This is a genomic window from Erwinia sp. HDF1-3R, from assembly GCF_039621855.1.
GTDB lineage: Bacteria > Pseudomonadota > Gammaproteobacteria > Enterobacterales > Enterobacteriaceae > Erwinia.
On sequence record NZ_CP155071.1, the window covers coordinates 3,149,229 to 3,173,058 of the forward strand.

Here is a 23,830-nt window from a genome sequence, read left to right on the forward strand (position 1 = left end):
ATTAAAAATACAAAAAGGGCGCCGGAGCGCCCTTTAGTCGTTAGCCGGAACGGCTTACATCGGTTCTTCGGTCCACTGCGGTACCGGGTTACGGAAGCGACGGGTCACAAAGGCCAGATAAATCAGGCCAATGGTGCCCCAAATCAGCCCCAGCACCATCGAACTCTCTTCCAGGTTAATCCACAGCGCGCCCACCGTCAGCGCGCCGCACAGCGGCAGCAGCAGAAAGTTAATATTGTCTTTCAGCGTCTTGTTACGCCCTTCACGGATCCAGAACTGGGAAATTACCGACAGGTTAACGAAGGAAAAGGCCACCAGCGCACCAAAGTTGATCAGCGCCGTCGCGGTGACCAGGTCAAAGGTAATGGCTGAAAGCGCAATGACGCCCACCAGCAGTACGTTCAGCGCAGGCGTCCGCCATTTCGGATGGACGTAACCAAAGAAACTTTTCGGGAAAACGCCATCGCGGCCCATCACATACATCAGACGGGATACGCCCGCATGCGCTGCCATACCCGACGCCAGGACGGTGATGCACGAGAAGATCAGAATGCCAAACTGGAAGGCTTTGCCCGCCACGTAAAGCATGATTTCCGGCTGCGAGGCATCAGGATCTTTAAAGCGTGAGATATCCGGGAAGTAGAGCTGCAGGAAATAGGAGACCACAATAAAGATCACCCCACCAATCAGCGCCGTCAGGAAGATCGCCTTCGGGATAACCCGTTCTGCATCCTTCGTCTCCTCAGAAAGTGAGCTGATGCCGTCGAAGCCAAGGAACGAGAAACAGAGGATCGTCGCACCGGTGATCATCGGCACCACATGCGCATTCTCCGTCCAGAATGGTCGGCTGCTGACCAGCGTACCGCTTCCTTCGCCGTGAGCCACGCCGTAGATCACCATCGCCATGATAACCGCCATCACCGCCACCTGGAGCACCACGATCACGCTGTTAAAGTTGGCCACGGTCTTAATGCCTTTCAGGTTAGAAAGGGTCATAAAGCCGACCAGCATCACCACGAAAATCCACGACGGAATACCCGGCACCAGCGCTTCAAAATAGATTTTCGCCAGCAGGATATTGATCATCGGCATAAACAGGTAGTCCAGCAGCGATGACCAGCCGACCATAAAGCCGACGTGCGGGCTGATGGCTTTCTGCGCATAGGTATAAGCGGAGCCCGCAGAGGGGAAGCGGCGTACCAGCTTACCATAGCTCAGCGCAGTAAAGAGGATCGCCACCAGCGCAAAGGCATACGCCGTTGCAACATGGCCGTCGGTCAGACCGGAGACAATGCCAAAGGTATCAAACAGGGTCATCGGCTGCATATAGGCAAGGCCCATCATGACGACCGGTAACAGAGTAAGAGTTTTTTTCAGGCCAGGGCGCGACGGGGTCGCACGATTTTGGGTATCAAGCGACATGATTCAGCCTCCCCATAGCATCAACCTGTCTGGGTTGAACCACGGGGAAACTTCGCGTTGTGCGAGCGTACTTATCAAGAGGGGTAACGGTGTGGCAGGCGGGGGTGGAGAGATAACCTGCAGCGGCGCCGTAGTCATCACGCAGGCGATAGCCGGCGCGGACCGGAGTAATGAAGTGTTGCCCCATCTTTTAATTCCTCAACATGACACGTTTTTGCGTGTACCAGACTGTATCTATCCGGTTCTGGACCGGCCTCTTAAATGCGATTAGGTTTACCTGCAAACTGACCGACGTGAGTAAATGTCAATTTCCAGGGCGCGTATTCTGCCCTGGTCACAGGGTATAAGACAAGCGGTTAAGGCGTGGGGGTAGAATTTCTTTTTTCTTTCTGAGAAAAGTGAGTATTTAATAAGAAAGTTGAGTATTTAATAAGAGAATAAATGCGCCAGTTCATTTCGCCAGCGCCCTGTCGTACTGATATTTCACCCTCGATTCAGAGAAGCGGCATTTTCACCGGATCGGGCCAGGCATAATCAAACCCCAGCTCGTGGCAAATCTTACTGCCGTCGATGATTTTCCCCGCATCGCTGTCGGTCTCCGGCAGGAAGGTTGGCGGCGTCAGGCCAAGCTGGCGCGCCACCAGCGGGTAAAATTCGCTGCGGGCAGGATGCGCGGGCGCACTCAGGTTGTAGATGTGCCCGCCCTTCGGCGTCTGCAGCAGCAGGGTAATGGCTTCGATAACGTCATCCAGATGCACCAGATTAACGCCGTGCTGCCCGTCGGCCAGATTGGTTTTACCCGCCAGAAAGCGGCCCGGATGGCGGTCTGGTCCCACCAGCCCGGAAAGCCGCAGAATATCAACCGAGGTGCCGGGCAGCTGATGCAGCCAGTCTTCCAGTTCTCTCAGCGTTTTGCCCGCATCCGTCACTGGCATAAGCGGGCTGCTCTCCTTCTTCACTCCGGCGCTGCCGCCGTAAACCGACGTTGAGCTGGTGAAGATAATCCTGGGAACAGCATAGGCCAGCGCGGTATCAACGATCTGCTGCACCGCGAGCAGATAGCCCTCTCCCCCTGCGGCGGTTCGGCTGGCGGGCAGCGTAATCACCAGCGCATCAACCTTCATTAACGCATCGAGATCGTCAGCATCACACAGCAGATCGGGCGTCAGCTGCAACAGGTAGCTGTCGATGCCGCACATGCGGGCCGCATCAACGCCGTCCTGCGTTGTTTTACTGCCGGTGACCTGCCAGCCGCGCGCGGTTAATGCCAATCCCAGCGGCATACCTAACCAGCCTAAACCTACTATCGCTACTCTCTTCATCCTGTGACTCCAGAAGTCATCCATATCATTCCTTAAAATTACGCCAGCCCGCGCCCGCTGACAATATTCAGTTGGTGAGCAAATCTTTTCGCCGTTGACAAAAAAGGGTTGCGCGAGGCGTTTATCCTGGTTAGGTTAATGGACACGAAATGAATATACATTCATCCAGGATAATTTATGACACGCGTTCAGTTTACTCACCATCATCACCATCACCCTGACTAGTCTTTCAGGCGATGTGTGCTGGAAGACGTTTAGGATCTTCCAGTGGTGCAGAACGCAAGAGAAGCCCCCGGAAGATCCTCTCCCGGGGGCTTTTTTTATGGGCGTCATCCGGGTAAGAAGAGATGAACTGGCGATAACCGCAGGTAGCAGCAGACAGGATATGAGGATAATTACCGATGTTAGATAACACCCGTTTACGCATAGCTATGCAGAAATCTGGCCGTTTAAGCGATGATTCACGCGAACTGCTTTCCCGCTGCGGCATTAAAATTAACCTTCAGCAGCAGCGGCTGATCGCCTTCGCCGAGAACATGCCCATAGATATCCTGCGCGTACGTGATGACGATATTCCCGGCCTGGTGATGGACGGCGTGGTTGACCTGGGGATCATCGGTGAAAACGTGCTGGAAGAGGAGCTGCTGACCCGCCGTGCACAGGGTGAAGATCCCCGCTATTTTACCCTGCGTCGCCTTGATTTCGGTGGCTGCCGCCTGTCGCTGGCGATGCCGGTTGACGATGAGTACAGTGGCCCGCAGTGTTTACAAAACTCCCGAATCGCCACCTCCTATCCGCACCTGCTGAAAAAATACCTCGATAAACAGAACGTGGCCTTCAAATCCTGCCTGCTGAATGGCTCAGTAGAAGTGGCCCCGCGCGCCGGACTGGCCGATGCGATCTGCGACCTGGTCTCTACCGGCGCGACGCTGGAGGCCAACGGCCTGCGTGAGGTCGAGGTGATTTACCGCTCCAAAGCCTGCCTGATCCAGCGCGATGGCGAGATGCCCGCCGCTAAGCAGGCGCTAATCGACAAGCTGATGACCCGTATTCAGGGGGTGATTCAGGCGCGTGAATCTAAATACATCATGCTGCATGCGCCGAGCGAGCGCCTGGATGACATTATTTCCCTGCTGCCGGGCGCAGAGCGCCCTACCGTGCTGCCGCTGGCGGGCGATAAGAGCCGCGTGGCCATGCACATGGTCAGCAGCGAAACCCTGTTCTGGGAAACCATGGAAAAACTAAAAGCGCTGGGTGCCAGTTCTATCCTCGTGCTCCCTATTGAGAAGATGATGGAGTAACCATGGCTAATTTCGCGACGCCCATTGACTGGCAGGCCTGTAGCGCGGATGAGCAGCAGACGCTGCTGGCGCGCCCGGCACTCTTTGCCGCAGAAAATATTACTCATACCGTGCGCGAGATCCTCGACCGGGTAAAAGCTCAAGGGGACGAGGCGCTGCGTTTTTACAGCGCGGCCTTCGATAAAACCCAGCCAGATGCACTGCGCGTCTCCGGGGCGGAGATGGATGCCGCAGCCGATCGGCTCAGCGATGCGCTCAAACAGGCGATGGCCGTTGCCGTAAGCAATATCGATACCTTCCACCAGGCGCAGATCCTGCCAAAGATAGATATCGAAACCCAACCGGGCGTGCGCTGCCAGCAGGTCACCCGCCCGCTGGCCTCCGTCGGCCTCTATATTCCCGGCGGGTCGGCGCCGCTGTTCTCTACCGTGCTGATGCTGGCCACGCCGGCGCGGATTGCGGGATGTGGGCGCGTGGTGCTCTGTTCACCGCCGCCGATTGCCGATGAAATCCTCTATGCCGCTAAGCTCTGCGGCGTACAGGAGGTGTTTCAGGTCGGTGGCGCGCAGGCTATCGCCGCCATGGCATTTGGCACCGCCTCCGTGCCCCGGGTGGACAAAATCTTCGGGCCGGGCAATGCTTATGTGACTGAAGCCAAACGGCAGGTCAGCCAGCGGCTGGACGGGGCGACGATTGATATGCCTGCCGGACCGTCAGAGGTGCTGGTGATTGCCGACGAGCAGGCGACGCCGGATTTTGTCGCCTCCGACCTGCTTTCGCAGGCTGAGCACGGGGCGGATTCGCAGGTGATCCTGCTAACGCCCTCACGGCAGATGGCAACAGCGGTGGCGCAGGCGGTCGAAAATCAGCTCGCTGCCCTGCCCCGTGCAGAGACGGCCCGTAAGGCGCTGGAGAGCAGCCGCCTGATTGTCGCCGCTGACCTGGCGCAGTGCGTGGAGATCAGCAATCGCTATGGGCCGGAGCACCTGATTATTCAGACGCGCCAGGCGCGTGAACTGGTAGACGGCATCACCAGCGCCGGATCGGTGTTCCTCGGCGACTGGTCGCCGGAGTCAGCCGGGGACTATGCGTCCGGCACTAACCATGTGCTGCCAACCTATGGCTATACCGCCACCTGCTCCAGCCTGGGCCTGGCAGATTTTCAGAAGCGCATGACGGTGCAGGAGCTGACGCCTCAGGGTTTTTTAAACCTGGCGCCGACCATTGAGATTCTGGCTGCGGCAGAACAGCTGACCGCCCATAAAAATGCCGTTACGCTGCGCGTTGCCGCGCTAAAGGAGAAACAGTGAGCACCTCTATAGAAGAACTTGCCCGAGCGAACGTGCGTGCGCTGACGCCTTATCTTTCCGCGCGACGCCTTGGCGGCAACGGCGACGTCTGGCTAAATGCCAATGAGTACCCGCTGGCGGTGCCTTTTGAGCTCAGCCAGAACACGCTGAACCGCTACCCAGAGTGTCAGCCAAAGCAGGTTATTGAACGTTACGCCCGCTATGCCGGCCTGGCCACGGATCAGGTGCTGGTCTGCCGTGGCGCCGATGAAGGCATTGAGCTGGTGATCCGTGCCTTCTGCGAGCCGGGTCAGGATGCGGTACTCTTCTGCCCACCCACCTATGGGATGTATGCCGTCAGCGCGGAAACCATTGGCGTGGAAGTCCGTACGGTAGAAGCCCGCGAGGACTGGCAGCTAAACCTGCCCGCCATCGCGGAACGGCTGGACGGCGTGAAGGTGGTCTACGTTTGCAGCCCGAATAACCCTACCGGCAACCTGGTCAACCCGGACGATCTGCGCCAGCTGCTGGAGATGACGCGGGGCAAAGCGCTGGTCGTCGCTGATGAAGCCTATATTGAATTCTGTCCGTCAGCCTCCGTCGCGGGCTGGCTGAAAGACTACCCGCACCTGGTGGTACTGCGTACGCTGTCAAAAGCGTTCGCGCTGGCCGGGCTGCGCTGCGGCTTTACGCTGGCGAATGCGGAGGTCATTACGCTGCTAATGAAGGTGATTGCCCCCTATCCGCTCTCAACCCCGGTAGCCGACATCGCGGCCCAGGCGCTGAGCGAACAGGGCGTGGCGCTGATGAAACAGCACGTTAGCGAACTGGTCGCCACCCGCGAGGAGCTGATAGGCCAGCTGCGCCGCTGTGACTGTGTGGAAGAGGTCTTTACCAGTAATACCAACTACGTACTGGCCCGCTTTACTGCCACCAGTCTGGCATTTAAAACCCTGTGGGAACAGGGCATTATCCTGCGTGACCAGTCCCGACAGCCCGGCCTTTCCGGCTGCCTGCGCATTACTATCGGCACCCGTGAGGAGTGCAACCGCGTGATCGCCGCGCTAAGAAATTTACCGGGTACCGCCGCTTCCAGGGAGCAAGCATGAGTAAGAAAGTCCTTTTTATCGATCGTGACGGCACCATTATTTCTGAGCCACCGGAAGATTTTCAGGTGGACCGCATGGACAAGCTGGCCTTTGAGCCGGGTGTCATCCCCGCCCTGCTTGCCCTACAGAGCGCGGGCTTTTCGCTGGTGATGATCACCAACCAGGACGGTCTGGGCAGCGAGAGCTTCCCGCAGGCGGATTTTGACGGCCCGCATAACCTGATGATGCAGGTACTGCAATCGCAGGGCGTGGCGTTTGAAGAAGTCCTGATCTGTCCACACATGCCTGATGAAGGCTGCGACTGCCGCAAGCCGAAAACCCGTCTGGTCGCCCCCTGGCTGGAATCGGGTCGCCTCGACGTCGCCAACAGCTATGTCATCGGCGATCGTGCCACCGATATGGAGCTGGCCAGCAATATGTCCATCGGCGGCCTGCTCTACTCCGCCAGCGGCCTCACCTGGCCCGCTATCGCCCAGCAGTTAACCCAGCGCGATCGCCATGCCTGCGTGGAGCGAAATACCAAAGAGACGCAGATTAAGGTGGAAGTCTGGCTGGACCGTGAGGGCAACAGCCGCTTCAACACCGGCGTGGGCTTCTTCGACCACATGCTGGATCAGATTGCGACCCACGGCGGCTTCCGCATGAACGTGGAGGTGAAAGGCGATCTCTATATTGACGATCACCACACGGTTGAGGATACCGGGCTGGCGCTGGGTGAGGCGCTGTTAAAAGCGCTGGGCGACAAGCGCGGCATTGGCCGCTTTGGCTTTGTGCTGCCGATGGACGAATGCCTGGCCCGCTGCGCGCTGGACATCTCCGGGCGTCCGCATCTGGAATATAAGGCTGAATTCAACTATCAGCGCGTGGGCGATTTGAGCACCGAGATGGTGGAGCACTTTTTCCGTTCGCTCTCCTACTCCATGGCCAGCACCCTGCATCTGCGTACCAAAGGTAAGAACGACCATCACCGCGTTGAGAGTCTGTTTAAGGCCTTTGGGCGTACGCTGCGTCAGGCAATCCGCGTTGAAGGCAACACGCTTCCCAGCTCAAAAGGAGTGCTGTAATGAACGTAGTCATTTTGGATACCGGCTGCGCCAATCTCTCCTCGGTAAAATGGGCGCTGGAGCGGCTGGGCTATGAGCCGCAGGTCAGCCGCGAGGCTGATATCGTCCTCCAGGCGGACAAGCTGCTGCTGCCCGGGGTCGGCACCGCCCGCGCGGCCATGGATCAACTGCGCGAGCGTGAGCTGATCGACCTGATTAAGGCCTGCACCCAGCCCGTGCTGGGCATCTGCCTTGGCATGCAGCTGCTGGGTTCACAGAGCGATGAAACCGGCGGCATCACGACGCTTGGCATTATCGACCAGCCGGTTAACCGCATGACCGATCACGGCCTGCCGCTGCCGCATATGGGCTGGAACCAGATCACCGCCCAGGCCGGTAACCATCTTTTCCGCGACATTCCTGAGGGCGCGTATTTCTACTTTGTGCACAGCTATGCCATGCCGGTGAATGCCTGGACTATCGCACAGTGTAGCTACGGCGAAGCCTTCACCGCCGCCGTGCAGAAAGATAACTTCTTTGGCGTGCAGTTCCACCCGGAGCGCTCCGGGGCCGCCGGGGCTCAGCTGCTGAAAAACTTTCTGGAGATGTAACCGGCATGATTATTCCCGCATTAGATTTGATTGAGGGCAAGGTCGTGCGTCTGCATCAGGGCGACTACGGCCAGCAGCGCGACTACGGCAGCGATCCCCTGCCGCGCCTGCAGGCATATGAGGCCGAAGGGGCCAGCGTGCTGCACCTGGTGGATCTGACCGGCGCGAAGGATCCCGCCGCACGGCAGATCCCGCTGCTAAAAAAACTGCTGGCGGGCGTCAGCGTACCGGTTCAGGTGGGCGGCGGTATCCGCAGCCGTCGCGACGTTGACGCGCTGCTGGAAGCGGGTGCCACCCGCGTTGTGGTCGGCTCAACGGCGATAAAAGAGCCGGAAGCGGTGCAGAGCTGGTTCAAAGAATACGGCGCTGAAGCCATTGTGCTGGCGCTGGACGTGCGCATCGATGCCGATAACCGTAAAGAGGTGGCGATCAGCGGCTGGCAGGAAGCGGCTGGCGTCACGCTTGAAGAGGTGATTGGGCAGTTTGAGGCGGTAGGCCTGAAGCACGTACTGTGCACCGATATCTCCCGCGACGGTACGCTCAGCGGATCGAACGTGGCGCTCTATCGCGAAGTCTCCGCTCGCTATCCGTCGGTTGCCTTCCAGTCTTCCGGCGGTATTGGTTCACTTAACGATATTGCTGCCCTGCGCGGCAGCGGAGCACAGGGCGTCATTGTTGGCCGCGCCCTGCTTGAGAATAAATTCACCGTAACGGAGGCCATTTCATGCTGGCAAAACGGATAATCCCCTGCCTGGACGTGCGAGACGGCCAGGTCGTCAAAGGCGTGCAGTTTCGCAATCATGAAATTATCGGCGATATCGTGCCGCTGGCGCAGCGCTACGCGGCGGAAGGGGCCGATGAGCTGGTCTTCTATGATATTACCGCGTCGTCCGATGGCCGCGTGGTGGATAAAAGCTGGGTCTCTCGCGTAGCGGAAGTCATTGATATCCCTTTTTGCGTGGCGGGCGGCATTAAGACGATTGAAGACGCGGCGCAGATCCTCTCCTTCGGCGCAGACAAAATTTCCATCAACTCCCCGGCGCTGGCCGATCCGGAGCTGATTACCCGCCTGGCAGATCGCTTCGGCGTGCAGTGCATTGTGGTGGGTATTGACACCTGGTTCGACGCGGAGAGCGGGCAGTATCAGGTCAACCAGTATACCGGTGACGAACGCCGTACGCAGGTCACGACCTGGCAGACGCTGGACTGGGTACAGGAAGTACAAAAGCGCGGCGCGGGTGAGATCGTCTTAAATATGATGAATCAGGACGGCGTGCGTAATGGCTACGATCTGGTGCAGCTGAAAAAGGTGCGTGAGGTTTGCAACGTGCCGCTGATCGCCTCTGGCGGGGCGGGCACTATGGAACATTTCCACCAGGCCTTCCGCGATGCCGATGTGGACGGCGCGCTGGCGGCTTCGGTATTCCATAAGCAAATTATCAATATCGCTGAGCTGAAAAAGTTTCTGATTGAAAAAGGTGTGGAGATTCGCGCGTGTTAACTCAACAACAGACAGACCAGCTGGACTGGGTCAAAACCGACGGCATGATGCCGGCCATCGTGCAGCATGCCGTTTCGGGTGAAGTGCTGATGCACGGTTATATGAACCAGGAGGCGCTCAGTAAAACGCTTGAAAGCGGGCAGGTGACCTTCTGGTCGCGCACTAAACAGCGGCTGTGGACCAAGGGGGAAACCTCAGGAAATGTCCTCAACGTGGTCAGTATCACGCCGGACTGCGATAACGACACGCTGCTGCTGCTGGTTAATCCTGTTGGCCCAACCTGCCATCTTGGCACATCCAGCTGCTTCTCCCCCGCGGCATCAGACTGGAGCTTTCTGTATCAGCTTGAACAGCTGCTGGCAGAGCGTAAGCACGCGGATCCCAAAAGCTCCTATACCGCCAGCCTGTATGCCAGCGGCACCAAGCGTATCGCGCAGAAGGTAGGCGAAGAAGGTGTGGAAACGGCGCTGGCGGCTACCGTCAATGACCGTCATGAACTGACCAATGAAGCCTCCGACCTGATTTATCATCTGCTGGTGCTGCTACAGGATCAGGATTTGGATCTCAGCACGGTCATTAACAACCTGCGCCAGCGTCATAAATAAGCCAGATTTCACCGATAAGGCCGGGCAACCGGCCTTCCACATTGGGGACACCGATGAGCACCTTCGAGAAACTTACCGCCCTGCTCGACAGTCAGCAGGCCAGCTATACACTGATGGAGCATGAGCCCACCGGAAAATGTGAAGAGGTGGCAGCCATCCGCGGCACCACCGTCGGTCAGGGCGCCAAGGCGCTGGTTTGTCATATCAAGGGGAACGGCATAAAGCAGTACGTGCTGGCCGTCCTTCCCGCCGATGAGCAGGCAGATTTAAGCAAGGTCGCCAGAGCGGTAGGCGGTCTGCGCGCGTCACTGGCCAGCCCGCCAGAGGTGGATCGTCTGACCGGCTGCGTCTTCGGGGCTATCCCGCCGTTCAGCTTCCATGAGGAGCTAAAACTGGTGGTCGATCCTGCGCTTTTCGAGCGTAACACTGAGATTGCTTTTAATGCCGGACTGCTGGAAAAATCCATGGTGCTTAACGTGCAGGACTACCAGCGCGTTGCGTCCTGCGAACGGGCAAACATTATTAAATAGCGATTCACGGGCCGCCATAGGGCGGTTAATCTGTTAACTTGCGTAAACTTATTGATAAGAAAGGACTTATGGCAAAATTCTCGCTTTCTACCCGTCTGCGCCAGGCGGCCGCCCTGATGGTTATGGCCGGTTGTGCATTCGGCGCTCAGGCTAAAATTGAACAGGTTCGCTTCGCGGTTGACCCGAGCTACCCACCCTTTGAGTCGAAGACGCCACAGGGCAAGCTGGTCGGTTTTGATATCGATCTCGGCAACGCCCTCTGCGAACAGATGCAGGCTAAGTGCGTATGGGTCGAGAATCAGTTTGACGGGATGATCCCGGCGCTGAAGGCGCGGAAGTTTGACGGCATTCTGTCGGATATGGGCATCACCGAAGAGCGCATGAAGCAGATCGATTTTAGCGTCCCGCTGTACGATACCCACGTCCAGCTGATTGCCCGTAAAGGCTCCGGTCTGCTCCCTACCGCCGGGTCACTTAAGGGTAAAACCGTTGGCGTGGAGCAGGGAACAATTCAGGAACGCTATGCCCGTGCTAAATGGCAGCCGTATGGCGTCAACGTGGTGCCCTACGGCGACCAGGCTCAGGTGGAGAGCGATCTGGTGTCTGGCCGTCTTGATGCGGTCTTCACCGACGCCGCCCAGGCCGCAATTGGCTTCCTGAAGCGTCCGCAGGGTCAGGATTTTGCGCTGGCCGGTCCGGTGGTTGAGGATCCGCTTATCGGTCCGGGCACCGCCATCGGCCTGCGTAAGGGCGATACTGAATTGAAAACCGCTATAGACAATGCTTATGCAGAAATCCGCAAAAACGGCACCTTCGATACAATCCAGAAGCGCTATTTTGCGACTGATATCTCGGTAAAACAGTAACAGCCTCTGAGCCGCACCTGCGGGTTGCGGCTCTTCACTCCTCTGAAAGCGAATCTACCCATGCAACAGCGCCACCACCCTCTGCTCAGCGCCTCGCTGGGAACCCAGCGTGAAATCATCAGCTACCATTTTGGCAACCCCTCATCCCGTCAGGTCTATATTCAGGCCGCGCTACACGGCGATGAGCTGCCGGGCGTGGCGGTGGCCTGGTATTTAAAACAGAAGCTGCTGGCGCTGGAATCCGATGACCGGCTGGCGGCGCAGATAACCCTGGTGCCGGTTGCCAACCCGATAGCCCTCGGACAGCACTGGCATGGCACACACCTGGGACGCTTTGATACCGCCTCGGGGCAGGATTTTAATCGCCAGTTTCCGGCGCTCGGCCCCGCCCTTGCCGCCCAGCTGACGCAGCGGCTAACGCAGGATCCTGAGCAGAATCGCCTGCTAATCCGCCAGGCGATAGATGACTACTTCAACAGTCACCCTCCGGTCACCGAGCTGGCCTCTCAGCGGCATACGCTGATGCAGATGGCCTGTAAGGCGGACCTGATGATTGATCTGCACTGCGACTGGGAAGCCCTGCCGCATCTCTACACCACGCCACAGGCCTGGCCCGCCATCGAACCGCTGGCGCGCTATATAGGCAGCGAGGTGCAGCTGATCGCCGAGGTATCGGGCGGCGAACCTTTTGATGAAGCCTGCTGCGAACCCTGGCAATATCTGCTGCGCACCCTGGGCGACCGCTTTCCGCTACCCGACGGGCTACTGCCGGTGACGCTGGAGCTGCGGGGCGTCAGAGATGTCAGTCATATTCAGGCAGAGAAAGACGCCGATGCGATAATCAGCGCCCTGACCCTGGGCGGGTTTATTTATGGTGTAGCACCCGCCCTGCCGGCGCTGCCGCATCCCGCCGTGCCGCTGGCAGGCTGCGAATACATCACGGCGCCCCACTCCGGCGTGATACTTCATCGCCGCAGCCTGGGTGAGTGGATTATGCCGGGCGAGGTGGTCGCCGATATCCTCGACCCGTTAACGGACACGCTTACGCCGCTAACCGCCGCATTTGGCGGCAGACTTTATGCACGCAACGGAGGACGGTTCGCCACCGCCGGTATGCTGGTGACCCGTCTGGCAGGGGATGAAGCCTGCCGCGAGGGGGATTTGCTGGTGCCCTGAGGGCTTTGCTAACGCTCGCCTGCCCTTCCCGCTGACCGGCTACAGGCCTTGCCCTGTAGCCCATCTCAGCTCACCTTCTTGATTATTAAATTAACGGCTTACCCAGCAACCCTTCCAGCACCCGTAACGGCGAATGCTGGGGGTTCTGCATCGCATCAACCGGCAGCAGAAAGGTTTGCTCCAGCATGAACTGGCCGCCCATCGCCGCATGCGGCGTTTGGTCTGAGAAGCAGATCCAGCTACTGCCCGTAGGGAAGTCGATGGCCACCTGTGGACCCTGCTTCTGGTAATCAGTATCAGCCTTCATGGCGTCATGCATTTGCAGCATCAGATGATCGTAGTGGCTGCGGCGGCTTTTGGTGATGCCTACAGCATCTTGCAGCCAGCTGCTCAACGGCGAGTAGGATTTCAGACGTGGTAAGAAGCGTGCGGCCAGCGACGGGAATGTCTCGCCCACCCGCCAGTTACGGCTTTCACCGGCTGGATGAATGTTGGTAAAAATACGCAGGATCCGCTCGCCATAATTGGGGCGGGAAGGAAACGCATCGACGTGCAGACGACTGTCGTCTTTGCGCCACGAGGTACTTTGCGACCATGCCTTAACCGGATGAACGCGAAGGCTGTTAGTGGGCGTATGCAGCACCTGCTTATATTCGGGAAGAATAGCAGCGATCAGCTGCAAACTGGACTGGTAATGGCGCTTAAGCAGCGCCCGCACGGCCGGTTCCTGCTCAGCGGCGGCAACGCCGGTAAGCTTATCCTTCAAAGGCTGATAGCTAATGTTCTTACGCTTAGGATCAACAATGGCGGGATCCAATAATGCCAGTTCCTGCCCGGTCAGCGCGAATGCCAGCTGTGGCAGATAAATCACTTTGCCCTGTTCCAGCTCGCCAACAACGGATTCGGCGCGCTCGGCCCCCCATCGGGAAAGCGGATGAGTAAGCGTAGCGGTATTAAGAGAGATGCTTGTATCCGACATATCAATGTCCTTGCCAATTATCCCGATGGTTATATTTAACTCATGCTTCCGGGATATTTATTTTTAAAATACGAATTTAATAAAGCGGTCAATTCATAATGTAAAAGGTTAAGGCAAGTATAATAAGAACGCGGATTAGTAGTTAAACAGAACCTAAACGTAACATTTAGTAGTAATTTAAAACGCACAAAATCATAAAGTAACATTGGGTTAATATTACAGACTGCATTACCGCTCGCCTGTTCAATTAGGCCCATATGATTTACAGAGATAGTGAAGGGAGTAGACCCGGCTTGAAGTTTTTTTAGCTCTGGGATTTACATTGGTTGGCGCATGTCGAGATCGGGAGAGACACAGAACTGACGACGGCAGGGTAGCATGCAGCCTAACCTTAATGGGTAGAAAAGCGGGCTTAACTAATCAGGGCCGACAATTTCGTTGGCACTGATTGATAGGAATCGACTTTGTTGTATCCCTCTGCAGGTGACACGCCATGGTTGGTATTAAGCATCCTCGATCGCTTAAAAGACTACAGCTGAGACCCTTTCCTAAGTTGGGCCAGTACGACTGGCACTGATTTCAACCAGGGTTCTGGTGGAAATCCAGAAACAGAAATTTTCCCGGTATTAAGCACAGAGTACAACGGTCTCTTTGCGGGTGTCTGATAGTGTTCGGTCGTTATCGCATTTAATGCTGGCTTAACGGCGATCATTTTATCTGACCAGGCCTGTTCCAGAATAACCCTGGCAAAATCATACCAACTCACCGCCCCGCTACCACAGTAATGGTAAATACCCTGCGGCTTTTCAGGGGAAAAAATTATCTTCATGAGCAGTGAAGCGATATCTCCGGCGTAAGTCGGGCATCCAATTTGATCGGCAACCACATTGATTGTAGGGTGGGTATCCGCCAGGCGCAGCATCGTTTTCAAAAAGTTATTACCAAATTCGCTAAAAACCCAGGACGTTCTGATGATAGTGGCATGCGGACAGGCCATAGCTTCACTTTCACCAGCCAGTTTACTGAGTCCATAGATATTTTGTGGCTGACACGGGTGATCCTCTTTTATAGGCGTATACGCTTCAGCGCTGAAAACATAGTCAGTTGATATATGGATCAAATGCACATGATGTTTTTTCGCTGCTCTCGCGAGATGTCCCACCGCTTGCGCATTCACCGCAAACGCAAGCTGACGTTCACTTTCAGCCCGATCGACAGCCGTATAGGCCGCAGCATTGATGATGACATCGGGTTTGAACACCGCGATGATAGCCTCGACTGCCCTTTCATCAGTAATATCCAACTGATTACGATCAGTCGCTAATAAAGTAACATTAGGATAGGTTTTATTAACCAAACTCTGGAAACATTTCCCCACCTGACCTGCTGCACCGGTTAAAAATACCCTCATCGAAATATCTCCTTAAATAGCTTACCCTGCGCATCCTTTGGGGATAAAAGGGGTGATTCAACTGGCCACTCAATACCGATATCGGGATCGTTCCACAGAAGACACGCCTCCCCTGCAGGGTCGTAGTAGTCGGTACATTTGTATTCGAAATCCGCATAGTCAGACAGGACAACGAAGCCGTGTGCAAGGCCCGGAGGAAGCCAGAACTGCGCTTTATCCGCTTCATCCAGATACACGCCTTCCCACTGCCCAAACGTTGGAGATTCTGGACGGATATCGATTGCCACATCAAAAACTTTCCCCCGCACCACCCTCACCAGCTTCCCCTGAGGACGTGAGGTCTGAAAATGGAGACCCCGCAAAACGTGCTTATAGGAGCGGGAATGATTATCCTGCACAAAATTCAGCTCGGTATTTAATATTTGCTGGTAGCTCTCTTTTGTATAAGTTTCAAGGAAGAAACCTCTTTCGTCCTCGAATACTCTGGGATGGAGAAGCTTTACGCCATCTATGCGCGATTCAATAACATTCATTTAGGCACCGTTAGTCAATCATAAAGTCGTGAATGAGAGCCGCTGAAATCTCTACAGGTTGTGCTCAGATTTGCATAACATTTGACTTAGTATCGGCATTGGCTGGCCATACGGTAGTAAAATTTTCTAAAAAAAATAACCTACTGAATAATATAGAAAAAAGCTAAAGAGCGCAAAATTCTACAGCATCAGAGGATCCGCTTTATGCAAACGCATGACAACCTGGCGAAAATTTCTGAAGCTTGATGACATCAATCATCAAGCTTCACCAATATATGCGTTGTTGTTATGATGGACCGAAATCGGACGCCGGGTGACAAATGACTAAAATACCCGGTCTGGCCTGGGCATTCTGGTCAATTCATCAAAATGGCAAGTAGGTAATTCATGAATATTATGGTTACAGGCGGTGCAGGTTTTATCGGATCTGCCGTGGTAAGGCATTTGATCAACGATACTGAAAATAGGGTCTTTGTAGTCGATAAACTGACCTATGCCGGTAACCTGGACTCATTGGCCTCAGTAGCCGATCATCCTCGCTACCATTTTCTTCAGGCAGATATCTGTGACAGCACAGCAATGGAAAAAGCTATTGCGCACTTCAAGCCTGACGCCGTCATGCATCTGGCTGCAGAGAGTCATGTTGATCGTTCTATTCATGGGCCAGCAGACTTTATACAAACTAATATATTGGGTACCTATTGCCTTCTTGAAGTTGTACGCAATTATTATAATCAGCTGTCAACGGATGATAGAGCTGGGTTTCGTTTTCATCATATTTCGACCGACGAAGTTTATGGTGATTTAAACGATACAGACGAACTGTTCAAGGAAACAACGCCTTATGCACCCAGTAGCCCTTACTCAGCCTCGAAGGCGGCGAGCGACCATCTAGTGCGTGCATGGCACAGAACGTATGGCCTACCCGTTGTAATAACCAACTGTTCAAATAATTACGGACCCTATCATTTTCCTGAAAAATTAATTCCTTTAGTGATCTTAAATGCGCTGGCGGGTAAACCCTTACCTGTTTACGGTGCTGGATTACAAATAAGAGACTGGCTTTACGTGGAAGATCATGCTCGTGCACTTTATAAGGTTGTTAGCGACGGTAGAATCGGTGAAACCTATAATATTGGTGGCCATAATGAGAAAAGGAATATTGACGTTGTAAGAACAATCTGTACTCTTCTTGATGAGCTGATAGTCAATAAACCGAACAATATTGAAAGTTTCGAGTCTCTTATTACCTTCGTTACCGATCGTCCCGGACACGATATGCGCTATGCCATTGATGCCAGGAAGATAGAGCAGGAACTCGGCTGGAAACCCCTTGAGACCTTTGAGAGCGGATTACGTAAAACTCTTGAGTGGTATCTTACGCATCAGGATTGGTGGCAACCTATTCAGTCGGGTGCCTATATGGACCAGCGTGAAAATCAATTATCTCAAGGAGTTTTATGAAAGGCATCATACTTGCTGGCGGTTCAGGTACACGCCTTTACCCCATAACACGCGGAATTTCGAAGCAGCTGCTGCCGATTTATGATAAGCCAATGATCTATTATCCTCTTTCAGTACTTATGCTGGCCGGGATTAGAGACATACTAATCATTACAACGCCAGATGACATGCAGTCATTCAAGAGATTACTAGGCGATGGCTCTCAATTTGGCGTTAAATTACAGTTTGCAGTCCAGCCTTCACCTGATGGTCTGGTCCAGGCTTTCATTATTGGCGAAGAGTTTATTGCAGGCGACTCATGTGCTCTGATTTTAGGGGACAATATATTTTTTGGGCAAAGCTTTGGACAGAAATTACTCACTCTGTCAGATATGAATCAGGGGGCTTCAATATTCGCCTACCGGGTTATGGATCCCGAGCGCTTTGGTGTAGTTGAGTTTGATGAGAATTATAAAGCTCTGTCTATAGAAGAAAAGCCCCTAAAACCCAAATCACACTGGGCAGTCACGGGCCTTTACTTTTATGACAAGGATGTTGTCGAGATGGCAAAACAGGTCACTCCATCCCATCGCGGAGAACTCGAAATTACTACGCTCAATGAAATGTATCTGGAAAAGGGGCAACTTAAAGTAGAACTACTTGGGCGGGGTTTTGCATGGCTAGATACAGGTACGCATGACAGTCTTATCAAAGCCTCGCAGTTCATTCACACCATCGAAGAAAGGCAGGGAATGAAAGTAGCATGTCTTGAAGAAATAGCATGGCGAAAAGGGTGGCTGAGCAACGAGCAGGTTCTACAGCAGGCAGAAATGATGGCCAAAACTTCGTATGGGCACTATCTGACCAGCCTTATTAATGAAAGAGATTAAAAAAAAACCACAGTAAATACTGTGGTTATAATAATCAGTTAAGAGGCTTTAGATTAATCAAGCCACTCAGTATGGAACACACCGTCTTTGTCGATGCGTTTATAGGTATGTGCACCAAAGTAGTCGCGCTGAGCCTGAATCAGGTTAGCTGGCAGTACTGCTGAACGGTAACTGTCGTAATAAGCGATAGCAGCAGAGAAGGTTGGCGTTGGGATACCGTTCTGAACCGCATAGGCCACAACGTCACGCAGCGCCTGCTGGTACTCGTCAGCGATATTTTTGAAGTAAGGTGCCAGCAGCAGGTTTGCGATGTCGGCATTCTCTGCATAAGCATCAGTGATCTTCTGCAGGAACTGTGCGCGGATAATGCAGCCTGCACGGAAGATTTTAGCAATCTCACCGTAGTTAAGATCCCAGTTATTCTCGGTTGACGCTGCTTTAAGCTGGGAGAAGCCCTGAGCATAAGAAACGATTTTACCCAGATAGAGTGCACGACGTACTTTCTCGATAAACTCAGCTTTATCACCCGTAAGGGCTTTAACCGTCGGGCCGCTCAGTACTTTTGAAGCCGCTACGCGCTGAGTTTTCAGCGAGGAGAGATAGCGGGCAAACACGGACTCAGTGATCAGCGACAGTGGCTCGCCAAGATCCAGTGAGCTCTGACTGGTCCACTTACCGGTGCCTTTGTTGGCGGCTTCATCCAGAATCACATCAACCAGGTACTTACCGTCTTCGTCTTTTTTGGTGAAGATGTCTTTGGTAATGTCGATCAGATAGCTATTCAGTTCGCCTTCATTCCACTGGCTGAAGGTCTTAGCCAAATCTTCATTGCTCAGGTTCAGGGCATTTTTCAGCAATGAGTAGGCTTCTGCGATAAGCTGCATATCACCATACTCAATCCCATTATGAACCATCTTAACGTAGTGACCCGCACCGTCCGGACCGATATAGGCAACGCAGGCTTCACCTTCAGCGCGAGCAGCAATCTTATCCAGGATAGGGGCAACCAGCTCATAAGCTTCTTTCTGACCGCCAGGCATGATCGATGGGCCTTTCAGCGCCCCTTCTTCCCCACCTGATACGCCGGTACCAATGAAGTTAAAGCCCTGCTCGGACAGCTCGCGGTTACGGCGAATGGTGTCTTTGTAGAAGGTGTTACCGCCGTCGATCAGGATATCGCCTTTATCAAGGTGTGGGGTCAGGGAAGCGATAGTTTTGTCAGTTGCTTCGCCTGCCTGAACCATCAGCAGGATACGACGGGGCTTCTCAAGGGAGTCAACAAACTCTTCGATACTGTAGTATGGAGCCAGCTTTTTACCTTCGTTCTCAGCGATAACTTCATCAGTCTTTTCGCGAGAGCGGTTAAAGATGGATACGGTATAGCCGCGGCTTTCAATGTTGAGAGCCAGGTTACGGCCCATAACAGCCATACCTACAACGCCGATCTGTTGCTTGGACATTACATACTCCTGTCTAAAGGTCACTCGCGAAGCTTACAGGCGCGTCGCGTGTAAAAGTGATGTCTATGTTAACTCAGGTGAGTCGATTAAAGGTAGTGATTGGTGCGATTGGCCGAGGCGAAATTGTCTGATTTTATTAATCAGCTTTTAATAGTTGACGATATAAATCCGCATAGTGATTAACCATAGTTTCTGCGGTGAAAAGGTTTTCAAATCTCTTGTGTGCGGCCTGACCATATAGAATTGCTTTATCTGGATTGTCCCATATAAAATCCATCGCTTTTCGAAGTGCAATAGGGTCTGAAGGAGGTATCGCTATACCAGTCTCACCATCAATGTTGATAAATGTAGTACCTGTACCTATCTCACAGGAGATCAATGGCTTTGAATACATTGCACCTTCTAAAAGAGAAATACCGAATGCTTCAGATCTTAAATGAGAGGGAAAAACCAGACATGTAGACAGTTTAAGTAAAGCGGCTTTATCTGCATCGGATAAGGCACCGATAAAATGAATGTTTTTGACCCCGAGTTCTGCGGCCTGATCCTTAAGACTTTGTTCAACATGCCCCGATCCGATTAGAACAATTGGCCAGGTGGAAAGTTTTGCGGCTTCAATAAGAGTATGCAATCCTTTGTAATATCTAAAAGCACCCACGAAAAGGAAGAAACCATCCGGATATTTATCTGACCAATAATCAATCCTCTCATTTTCATTTCTTAGATAAGAATTTTTATCCAGACCATAAGGAATAACGTCAACCTTTTGTTTGATCTGTTGAAGCACTGAACTACTTTCAGCATAATTTGGAGAAGCGGAAATTACACGATTCACTCGGGATAGAAAGTGATTCATTAAAGGAGTATAAAATCTAAGAAGAGCCTTTTGTTTAACAATATCTGAGTGATAACTTACTACCGAGGGTTTTTTTATCCCCGCCAGGAAATGTAGCATATCCATAAAGGGGAATGGAAAATGATAGTGTATAAGGTCGGCGTCTGCGGCAAGCTCTTTGAACTGACTTATTGCTGAAAATGAGAAAGGGGTTGAAGCGATATCAAACGTTGTTTTGGCTCTGAAAACGTAGTGATTATCAAGCTTTTCGATTTTTTCTGTAGGGTTCTGACTGAGCGTGAAAACAGTAGATTGTATCCCAACCGCGTTTCCGCCCTCTGAAAGTTGGTAAATGACCTGCTCTATTCCACCGAATGAATCAGGATAATAGGTTTTATAGCAGTGCAATACTTTGATCATGTTATTCTAAAGCCTTTTTATATGCCTCTATTGTTTTATCAGCACATCGTTGCCAGGAAAACTTACCAGCCTGCGCAAATCCGTCCCTGATCATTTCTTCTTCACAAACTGGGTCATCAATGACCTTATTAATAAAATTTGTGAATGCTTCCACATCCATAGGCGATGCAAGAAGTGCGGCTGAACCGACAACCTCAGGTAAAGAAGTAGCATCAGAACATATCACTGGGGTACCTGAAGCCATAGCCTCTAATACTGGAAGACCAAACCCTTCATATATTGACGGGAAAATAAAGGCCTTAGCACCTGAAAACAAGAACGGCAGGTCATGAGAAGGCGTGAATCCAAGGTATTTAAGCCAACCTTCTCGCTGACCTTTATCAAACAGTTTGAGCAAGTTTTCATTTTCCCACCCCTTGTAACCGCTAATTACCAAAGGGTATTCTTTCTTAATCTTGCTACTCAACATCTCATAAGCCTGAAGTAATGTTAGAACATTCTTGCGGGGTTCAATAGTGCCGGTATAAAGAAGATACTTTTTATCGATAAGTCCGAACCGGTTTAAAACCGAAGAAATATCAGCTTTGTTACGTGGGAAAAACTCGCCGCTACTAGCCAGAGGGGCTGTGATAATTTTAGATATATCAAAATCGAAATATTCAGCAAGTTCATTACGCGTATAGTCTGAATCTGTTAGTAGAATTTTAGCGCGCTTCATCGTTTTGACTAATTCTTTCTGCATTAAATGCACGCGCCCTTTAGGATGAAACTCAGGCCAGTGGAAAACAGAGAGGTCATGAAACGTTGATACCGCATTAGGTGTACCCGGCGGTATGTAATAATTCGGGCTATGAAATATATATTCGCGATAATTCTTAATAGCCTGGCTTTTCAACCATGGGAAAGTCATGCGATAAATATCACTGACTATCTTACTTTTTTGTAGCTTACGCTTAAGACCTTCAGCAGCTTTGCTGGTTTCAGCAGCAACGGGTAAAGTATGAGATATTTTCAGGCCATTCAAAAAAACCAGATCGCTTATTTCACAGTTATCCTGCAGCTTTCTTCCCAGTTCAAAAGCATATTTTCCTATGCCAGTCAGTGGATACTTAATACAATCAGTAGAGAGAATGACCTTTAACATTAAATTTCCAGCATCCAGCGAAGCGTTTTCTCTAATGGAATGGGTTCACACGAAGAAATAACTTCTGAAAGTCTAGTTATGTCACCGCACAGTTCTTTTATTTCATTTTCTCTGACAAAAGCAGGGTTTACTTTTATCGCCAGATTATGGCTGGTGATCTTCTGACATATATCAATAATATTTCTTAAAGAAACCATCTCACCAGATGCTACATTTATTGTCTGGTTTTCGCAGGAAGAATCCAGGATTTTCCGATAACATGATACGACAAATCGGACATCTGAAAAGTCTCGCCAAACATCGATGTTACCCAGCTCTATAACGTTCTGCTTTTCTTTGAAATGCTTAACTATTTTAGGCACGAGGAAATTATCAGCTTGACCATAACCAGTATAATTGAAAGGCCTGACAATATTAATGCGAAGCTTGTCCTTAAACAATCCGACTACATACTCCATTGCAACCTTACTAATAGCATAATCATTAGCGGGATTGAAGGGAGTTGCTTCATTTAGCTTACCCGCCGTAGTATTACCATATACATTTGCGCTACTTGCAATAAGTACCGAAGAAGGTTTTACAGGCAGTGATGAAAGCGCTACAAGTAGGTTGCGTGTACCACTAACATTTACCTGATAAAAATTATTTGTATCTGCGTGACCAACAAAGGCAATAGCGGCCAGATGAACAACCACATCAGGATTAATACTTGCTAAAGCATTATTGACCTGTTCAACGTTGGTTAGATCAACAGAAAAATAATTAGGCGTTTTTGTATCGGTTTGAGAACCCAGACCATAAACTTCATATCCGGCAGCGGATAATTCCGCTGCCATATAATGGCCTGTAAATCCTTTGATCCCAGTGATCAAAGCACGTTTGCCATTATTTTTCATCAGAAGGAGAATCCCTGTTTATTGCGACGAAGATCTTCCTCTACCATCATGTGGCAGAGTTGCTCAAGCGTAGTTTTAGGCTCCCATCCAAGGATATCTTTAGCGCGCTGAGGGTTACCGATTAGTAGCTCTACTTCTGCAGGACGATAGAATTTCGGATTAACGCGTACCAGGGTTTTACCCGTTGCGACATCAATACCCACTTCTTGCTCGTCTTTACCTTCAAAGCGCAGTTCAAAACCGGCAGCCTTAAACGCCATAGAGACGAAATCACGTACTGTTTCAGTACGATTAGTCGCAAGGACAAAGGTATCAGGCTCTTCTGCTTGCAGCATTAGCCACATGCCTTCGATATATTCTTTAGCGAAGCCCCAGTCACGCTTGGCGTCCATATTACCCAGTTCTAAGACATCAAGTTTACCAAGTTTGATTTTGGCTACTGAATCAGTAATTTTACGGGTCACAAATTCCTGGCCGCGTAACGGGGACTCATGGTTGAATAAGATGCCGCTGGAAGCAAAAATTCCATAGCTCTCACGGTAGTTGATTGTCATCCAGTGAGCATAAAGCTTAGCAACGCCGTACGGGCTACGAGGATAGAATGGCGTATCTTCCTTTTGCGGAATAGCCTGAACTTTACCAAACATTTCCGATGTAGATGCCTGGTAGAAGCGAATTTTCGGATTAACAATACGAATAGCTTCTAGCAGGTTAACGGGACCAATACCCGTGATTTCGGCGGTCGTTAATGGTTGTTCAAACGAAACCCCAACAAAACTTTGCGCGGCAAGGTTATAGACTTCAGTCGCGCCACTCTGCTGTAAAAGGCGAATGCTTGCAGAGAGATCGGTTAAATCATATTCAACCAAATGAAGATTAGCATTGTTTTTTATACCTAATTCTTCAATTCGCCAAAAGTTTACGGAACTGGTACGGCGGTATGTACCGTATACTTTATAACCTTTTTCCAACAGGAGCTCAGCGAGATAAGCACCATCCTGACCTGTTATACCGGTAACAACTGCAGTTTTCATCACTACTCCT

Annotated in this window: 24 protein-coding genes and 1 other annotated feature; of the genes, 14 read left to right on the forward strand and 10 right to left on the reverse strand. The window is 52.1% G+C overall.

Annotated elements, in window-relative coordinates; all coding sequences use genetic code 11:
- Positions 1-54: 54 nt before the first annotated feature.
- Positions 55-1,422, reverse strand: a complete 1,368-nt coding sequence (locus tag AAGR22_RS14435) for an APC family permease (protein ID WP_067708353.1) — start codon at positions 1,420-1,422, stop codon at positions 55-57.
- A gap of 494 nt (positions 1,423-1,916) precedes the next feature.
- The gene (locus AAGR22_RS14440) at positions 1,917-2,744 is read right to left on the reverse strand and encodes an SDR family oxidoreductase (RefSeq protein ID WP_067708356.1); all 828 of its coding nucleotides are present in this window, start codon (positions 2,742-2,744) and stop codon (positions 1,917-1,919) included.
- A 177-nt stretch (positions 2,745-2,921) separates the two neighbouring features.
- Here AAGR22_RS14440 and hisL point away from each other — a divergent pair, with 177 nt between their 5' ends.
- From hisL to AAGR22_RS14500, 12 genes are all read left to right on the forward strand, one after another.
- A complete protein-coding gene (hisL, locus tag AAGR22_RS14445; RefSeq protein WP_156485023.1) occupies positions 2,922-2,969 on the forward strand; it encodes a his operon leader peptide in 48 nt (15 codons plus the stop codon).
- Positions 2,945-3,066 (forward strand) — a sequence feature (His leader region). It overlaps the preceding gene by 25 nt.
- Before the next feature lie 79 nt (positions 3,067-3,145).
- Positions 3,146-4,045 (forward strand): ATP phosphoribosyltransferase, encoded by a 900-nt coding sequence (gene hisG / locus AAGR22_RS14450; protein ID WP_067708359.1) that lies wholly within the window; start codon positions 3,146-3,148, stop codon positions 4,043-4,045.
- A gap of 2 nt (positions 4,046-4,047) precedes the next feature.
- On the forward strand, positions 4,048-5,355 hold the full coding sequence (hisD, locus tag AAGR22_RS14455; RefSeq protein ID WP_345828166.1) for a histidinol dehydrogenase: 1,308 nt from the start codon (positions 4,048-4,050) through the stop codon (positions 5,353-5,355).
- A complete protein-coding gene (gene hisC, locus AAGR22_RS14460) occupies positions 5,352-6,443 on the forward strand; it encodes a histidinol-phosphate transaminase (RefSeq protein WP_345828168.1) in 1,092 nt (363 codons plus the stop codon). Before hisD ends, hisC begins: the two co-directional genes overlap by 4 nt.
- Entirely contained in the window at positions 6,440-7,507 is a 1,068-nt protein-coding gene (gene hisB, locus AAGR22_RS14465; RefSeq protein WP_345828170.1) for a bifunctional histidinol-phosphatase/imidazoleglycerol-phosphate dehydratase HisB, read from the forward strand. The genes hisC and hisB overlap by 4 nt, the downstream gene beginning before the upstream one ends.
- Positions 7,507-8,097 carry an imidazole glycerol phosphate synthase subunit HisH gene (gene hisH, locus AAGR22_RS14470; protein ID WP_067708371.1) on the forward strand — a complete coding sequence of 197 codons (591 nt, stop codon included), beginning with the start codon at positions 7,507-7,509 and terminating at the stop codon, positions 8,095-8,097. The genes hisB and hisH overlap by 1 nt, the downstream gene beginning before the upstream one ends.
- A gap of 5 nt (positions 8,098-8,102) precedes the next feature.
- Positions 8,103-8,840, forward strand: a complete 738-nt coding sequence (gene hisA / locus AAGR22_RS14475; protein WP_345828173.1) for a 1-(5-phosphoribosyl)-5-[(5-phosphoribosylamino)methylideneamino]imidazole-4-carboxamide isomerase — start codon at positions 8,103-8,105, stop codon at positions 8,838-8,840.
- Positions 8,822-9,598 carry an imidazole glycerol phosphate synthase subunit HisF gene (hisF, locus tag AAGR22_RS14480; RefSeq protein WP_345828174.1) on the forward strand — a complete coding sequence of 259 codons (777 nt, stop codon included), beginning with the start codon at positions 8,822-8,824 and terminating at the stop codon, positions 9,596-9,598. Before hisA ends, hisF begins: the two co-directional genes overlap by 19 nt.
- On the forward strand, positions 9,592-10,203 hold the full coding sequence (gene hisIE / locus AAGR22_RS14485) for a bifunctional phosphoribosyl-AMP cyclohydrolase/phosphoribosyl-ATP diphosphatase HisIE (protein ID WP_067708380.1): 612 nt from the start codon (positions 9,592-9,594) through the stop codon (positions 10,201-10,203). Before hisF ends, hisIE begins: the two co-directional genes overlap by 7 nt.
- Positions 10,204-10,256: 53 nt before the next feature.
- Positions 10,257-10,733: a YbaK/prolyl-tRNA synthetase associated domain-containing protein gene (locus tag AAGR22_RS14490; protein WP_067708384.1), complete on the forward strand. Its 477-nt coding sequence runs from the start codon at positions 10,257-10,259 to the stop codon at positions 10,731-10,733.
- Between the two features lie 68 nt (positions 10,734-10,801).
- Positions 10,802-11,599 carry an ABC transporter substrate-binding protein gene (locus AAGR22_RS14495; RefSeq protein ID WP_345828177.1) on the forward strand — a complete coding sequence of 266 codons (798 nt, stop codon included), beginning with the start codon at positions 10,802-10,804 and terminating at the stop codon, positions 11,597-11,599.
- A gap of 60 nt (positions 11,600-11,659) precedes the next feature.
- A complete protein-coding gene (locus tag AAGR22_RS14500; protein WP_345828178.1) occupies positions 11,660-12,775 on the forward strand; it encodes a succinylglutamate desuccinylase/aspartoacylase family protein in 1,116 nt (371 codons plus the stop codon).
- A gap of 85 nt (positions 12,776-12,860) precedes the next feature.
- On the opposite strand, the gene AAGR22_RS14505 is transcribed toward AAGR22_RS14500, so the two are convergent.
- From AAGR22_RS14505 to rfbC, 3 genes are all read right to left on the reverse strand, one after another.
- Positions 12,861-13,754 carry a Kdo hydroxylase family protein gene (locus AAGR22_RS14505; RefSeq protein ID WP_345828179.1) on the reverse strand — a complete coding sequence of 298 codons (894 nt, stop codon included), beginning with the start codon at positions 13,752-13,754 and terminating at the stop codon, positions 12,861-12,863.
- Positions 13,755-14,283: 529 nt separating this feature from the next.
- Positions 14,284-15,165 (reverse strand): dTDP-4-dehydrorhamnose reductase, encoded by an 882-nt coding sequence (gene rfbD / locus AAGR22_RS14510; RefSeq protein WP_345828180.1) that lies wholly within the window; start codon positions 15,163-15,165, stop codon positions 14,284-14,286.
- Entirely contained in the window at positions 15,162-15,698 is a 537-nt protein-coding gene (gene rfbC / locus AAGR22_RS14515; protein ID WP_345828181.1) for a dTDP-4-dehydrorhamnose 3,5-epimerase, read from the reverse strand. Before rfbC ends, rfbD begins: the two co-directional genes overlap by 4 nt.
- A 387-nt stretch (positions 15,699-16,085) precedes the next feature.
- Between rfbC and rfbB the strand changes: the two genes are divergently transcribed.
- Both rfbB and rfbA read left to right on the forward strand, forming a co-directional pair.
- Positions 16,086-17,162 (forward strand): dTDP-glucose 4,6-dehydratase, encoded by a 1,077-nt coding sequence (gene rfbB / locus AAGR22_RS14520; protein ID WP_345828183.1) that lies wholly within the window; start codon positions 16,086-16,088, stop codon positions 17,160-17,162.
- Positions 17,159-18,031 (forward strand): glucose-1-phosphate thymidylyltransferase RfbA, encoded by an 873-nt coding sequence (gene rfbA / locus AAGR22_RS14525; protein ID WP_345828185.1) that lies wholly within the window; start codon positions 17,159-17,161, stop codon positions 18,029-18,031. The genes rfbB and rfbA overlap by 4 nt, the downstream gene beginning before the upstream one ends.
- Positions 18,032-18,084: 53 nt before the next feature.
- On the opposite strand, the gene gndA is transcribed toward rfbA, so the two are convergent.
- The 5 genes from gndA to gmd all read right to left on the reverse strand — a co-directional run bounded on the left by gndA (position 18,085) and on the right by gmd (position 23,820).
- Complete coding sequence (gene gndA / locus AAGR22_RS14530) at positions 18,085-19,491, reverse strand: NADP-dependent phosphogluconate dehydrogenase (protein ID WP_345828187.1); 1,407 nt, start codon at positions 19,489-19,491, stop codon at positions 18,085-18,087.
- A gap of 136 nt (positions 19,492-19,627) precedes the next feature.
- Positions 19,628-20,746 (reverse strand): glycosyltransferase family 4 protein, encoded by a 1,119-nt coding sequence (locus AAGR22_RS14535; RefSeq protein ID WP_345828188.1) that lies wholly within the window; start codon positions 20,744-20,746, stop codon positions 19,628-19,630.
- Position 20,747: 1 nt separating this feature from the next.
- Positions 20,748-21,890, reverse strand: a complete 1,143-nt coding sequence (locus tag AAGR22_RS14540; RefSeq protein ID WP_345828190.1) for a glycosyltransferase family 1 protein — start codon at positions 21,888-21,890, stop codon at positions 20,748-20,750.
- Positions 21,890-22,786 carry a GDP-mannose 4,6-dehydratase gene (locus AAGR22_RS14545; protein WP_345828192.1) on the reverse strand — a complete coding sequence of 299 codons (897 nt, stop codon included), beginning with the start codon at positions 22,784-22,786 and terminating at the stop codon, positions 21,890-21,892. The genes AAGR22_RS14540 and AAGR22_RS14545 overlap by 1 nt, the downstream gene beginning before the upstream one ends.
- Positions 22,786-23,820: a GDP-mannose 4,6-dehydratase gene (gene gmd / locus AAGR22_RS14550; protein ID WP_345828193.1), complete on the reverse strand. Its 1,035-nt coding sequence runs from the start codon at positions 23,818-23,820 to the stop codon at positions 22,786-22,788. Before gmd ends, AAGR22_RS14545 begins: the two co-directional genes overlap by 1 nt.
- Between the last annotated feature and the right edge of the window lie 10 nt (positions 23,821-23,830).

Excerpts from the sequence above, each read along its gene's own strand:
- AAGR22_RS14435 (WP_067708353.1), bottom strand. The coding sequence starts at position 1,422 with ATGTCGCTTGATACCCAAAATCGTGCGACCCCGTCGCGCCCTGGCCTG.
- AAGR22_RS14440 (WP_067708356.1), bottom strand. The coding sequence starts at position 2,744 with ATGAAGAGAGTAGCGATAGTAGGTTTAGGCTGGTTAGGTATGCCGCTG.
- hisG (WP_067708359.1), top strand. The coding sequence starts at position 3,146 with ATGTTAGATAACACCCGTTTACGCATAGCTATGCAGAAATCTGGCCGT.
- hisD (WP_345828166.1), top strand. The coding sequence starts at position 4,048 with ATGGCTAATTTCGCGACGCCCATTGACTGGCAGGCCTGTAGCGCGGAT.
- hisB (WP_345828170.1), top strand. The coding sequence starts at position 6,440 with ATGAGTAAGAAAGTCCTTTTTATCGATCGTGACGGCACCATTATTTCT.
- hisH (WP_067708371.1), top strand. The coding sequence starts at position 7,507 with ATGAACGTAGTCATTTTGGATACCGGCTGCGCCAATCTCTCCTCGGTA.
- hisA (WP_345828173.1), top strand. The coding sequence starts at position 8,103 with ATGATTATTCCCGCATTAGATTTGATTGAGGGCAAGGTCGTGCGTCTG.
- hisF (WP_345828174.1), top strand. The coding sequence starts at position 8,822 with ATGCTGGCAAAACGGATAATCCCCTGCCTGGACGTGCGAGACGGCCAG.
- AAGR22_RS14490 (WP_067708384.1), top strand. The coding sequence starts at position 10,257 with ATGAGCACCTTCGAGAAACTTACCGCCCTGCTCGACAGTCAGCAGGCC.
- AAGR22_RS14495 (WP_345828177.1), top strand. The coding sequence starts at position 10,802 with ATGGCAAAATTCTCGCTTTCTACCCGTCTGCGCCAGGCGGCCGCCCTG.
- AAGR22_RS14500 (WP_345828178.1), top strand. The coding sequence starts at position 11,660 with ATGCAACAGCGCCACCACCCTCTGCTCAGCGCCTCGCTGGGAACCCAG.
- AAGR22_RS14505 (WP_345828179.1), bottom strand. The coding sequence starts at position 13,754 with ATGTCGGATACAAGCATCTCTCTTAATACCGCTACGCTTACTCATCCG.
- rfbD (WP_345828180.1), bottom strand. The coding sequence starts at position 15,165 with ATGAGGGTATTTTTAACCGGTGCAGCAGGTCAGGTGGGGAAATGTTTC.
- rfbC (WP_345828181.1), bottom strand. The coding sequence starts at position 15,698 with ATGAATGTTATTGAATCGCGCATAGATGGCGTAAAGCTTCTCCATCCC.
- rfbB (WP_345828183.1), top strand. The coding sequence starts at position 16,086 with ATGAATATTATGGTTACAGGCGGTGCAGGTTTTATCGGATCTGCCGTG.
- rfbA (WP_345828185.1), top strand. The coding sequence starts at position 17,159 with ATGAAAGGCATCATACTTGCTGGCGGTTCAGGTACACGCCTTTACCCC.
- gndA (WP_345828187.1), bottom strand. The coding sequence starts at position 19,491 with ATGTCCAAGCAACAGATCGGCGTTGTAGGTATGGCTGTTATGGGCCGT.
- AAGR22_RS14535 (WP_345828188.1), bottom strand. The coding sequence starts at position 20,746 with ATGATCAAAGTATTGCACTGCTATAAAACCTATTATCCTGATTCATTC.
- AAGR22_RS14540 (WP_345828190.1), bottom strand. The coding sequence starts at position 21,890 with ATGTTAAAGGTCATTCTCTCTACTGATTGTATTAAGTATCCACTGACT.
- AAGR22_RS14545 (WP_345828192.1), bottom strand. The coding sequence starts at position 22,786 with ATGAAAAATAATGGCAAACGTGCTTTGATCACTGGGATCAAAGGATTT.
- gmd (WP_345828193.1), bottom strand. The coding sequence starts at position 23,820 with ATGAAAACTGCAGTTGTTACCGGTATAACAGGTCAGGATGGTGCTTAT.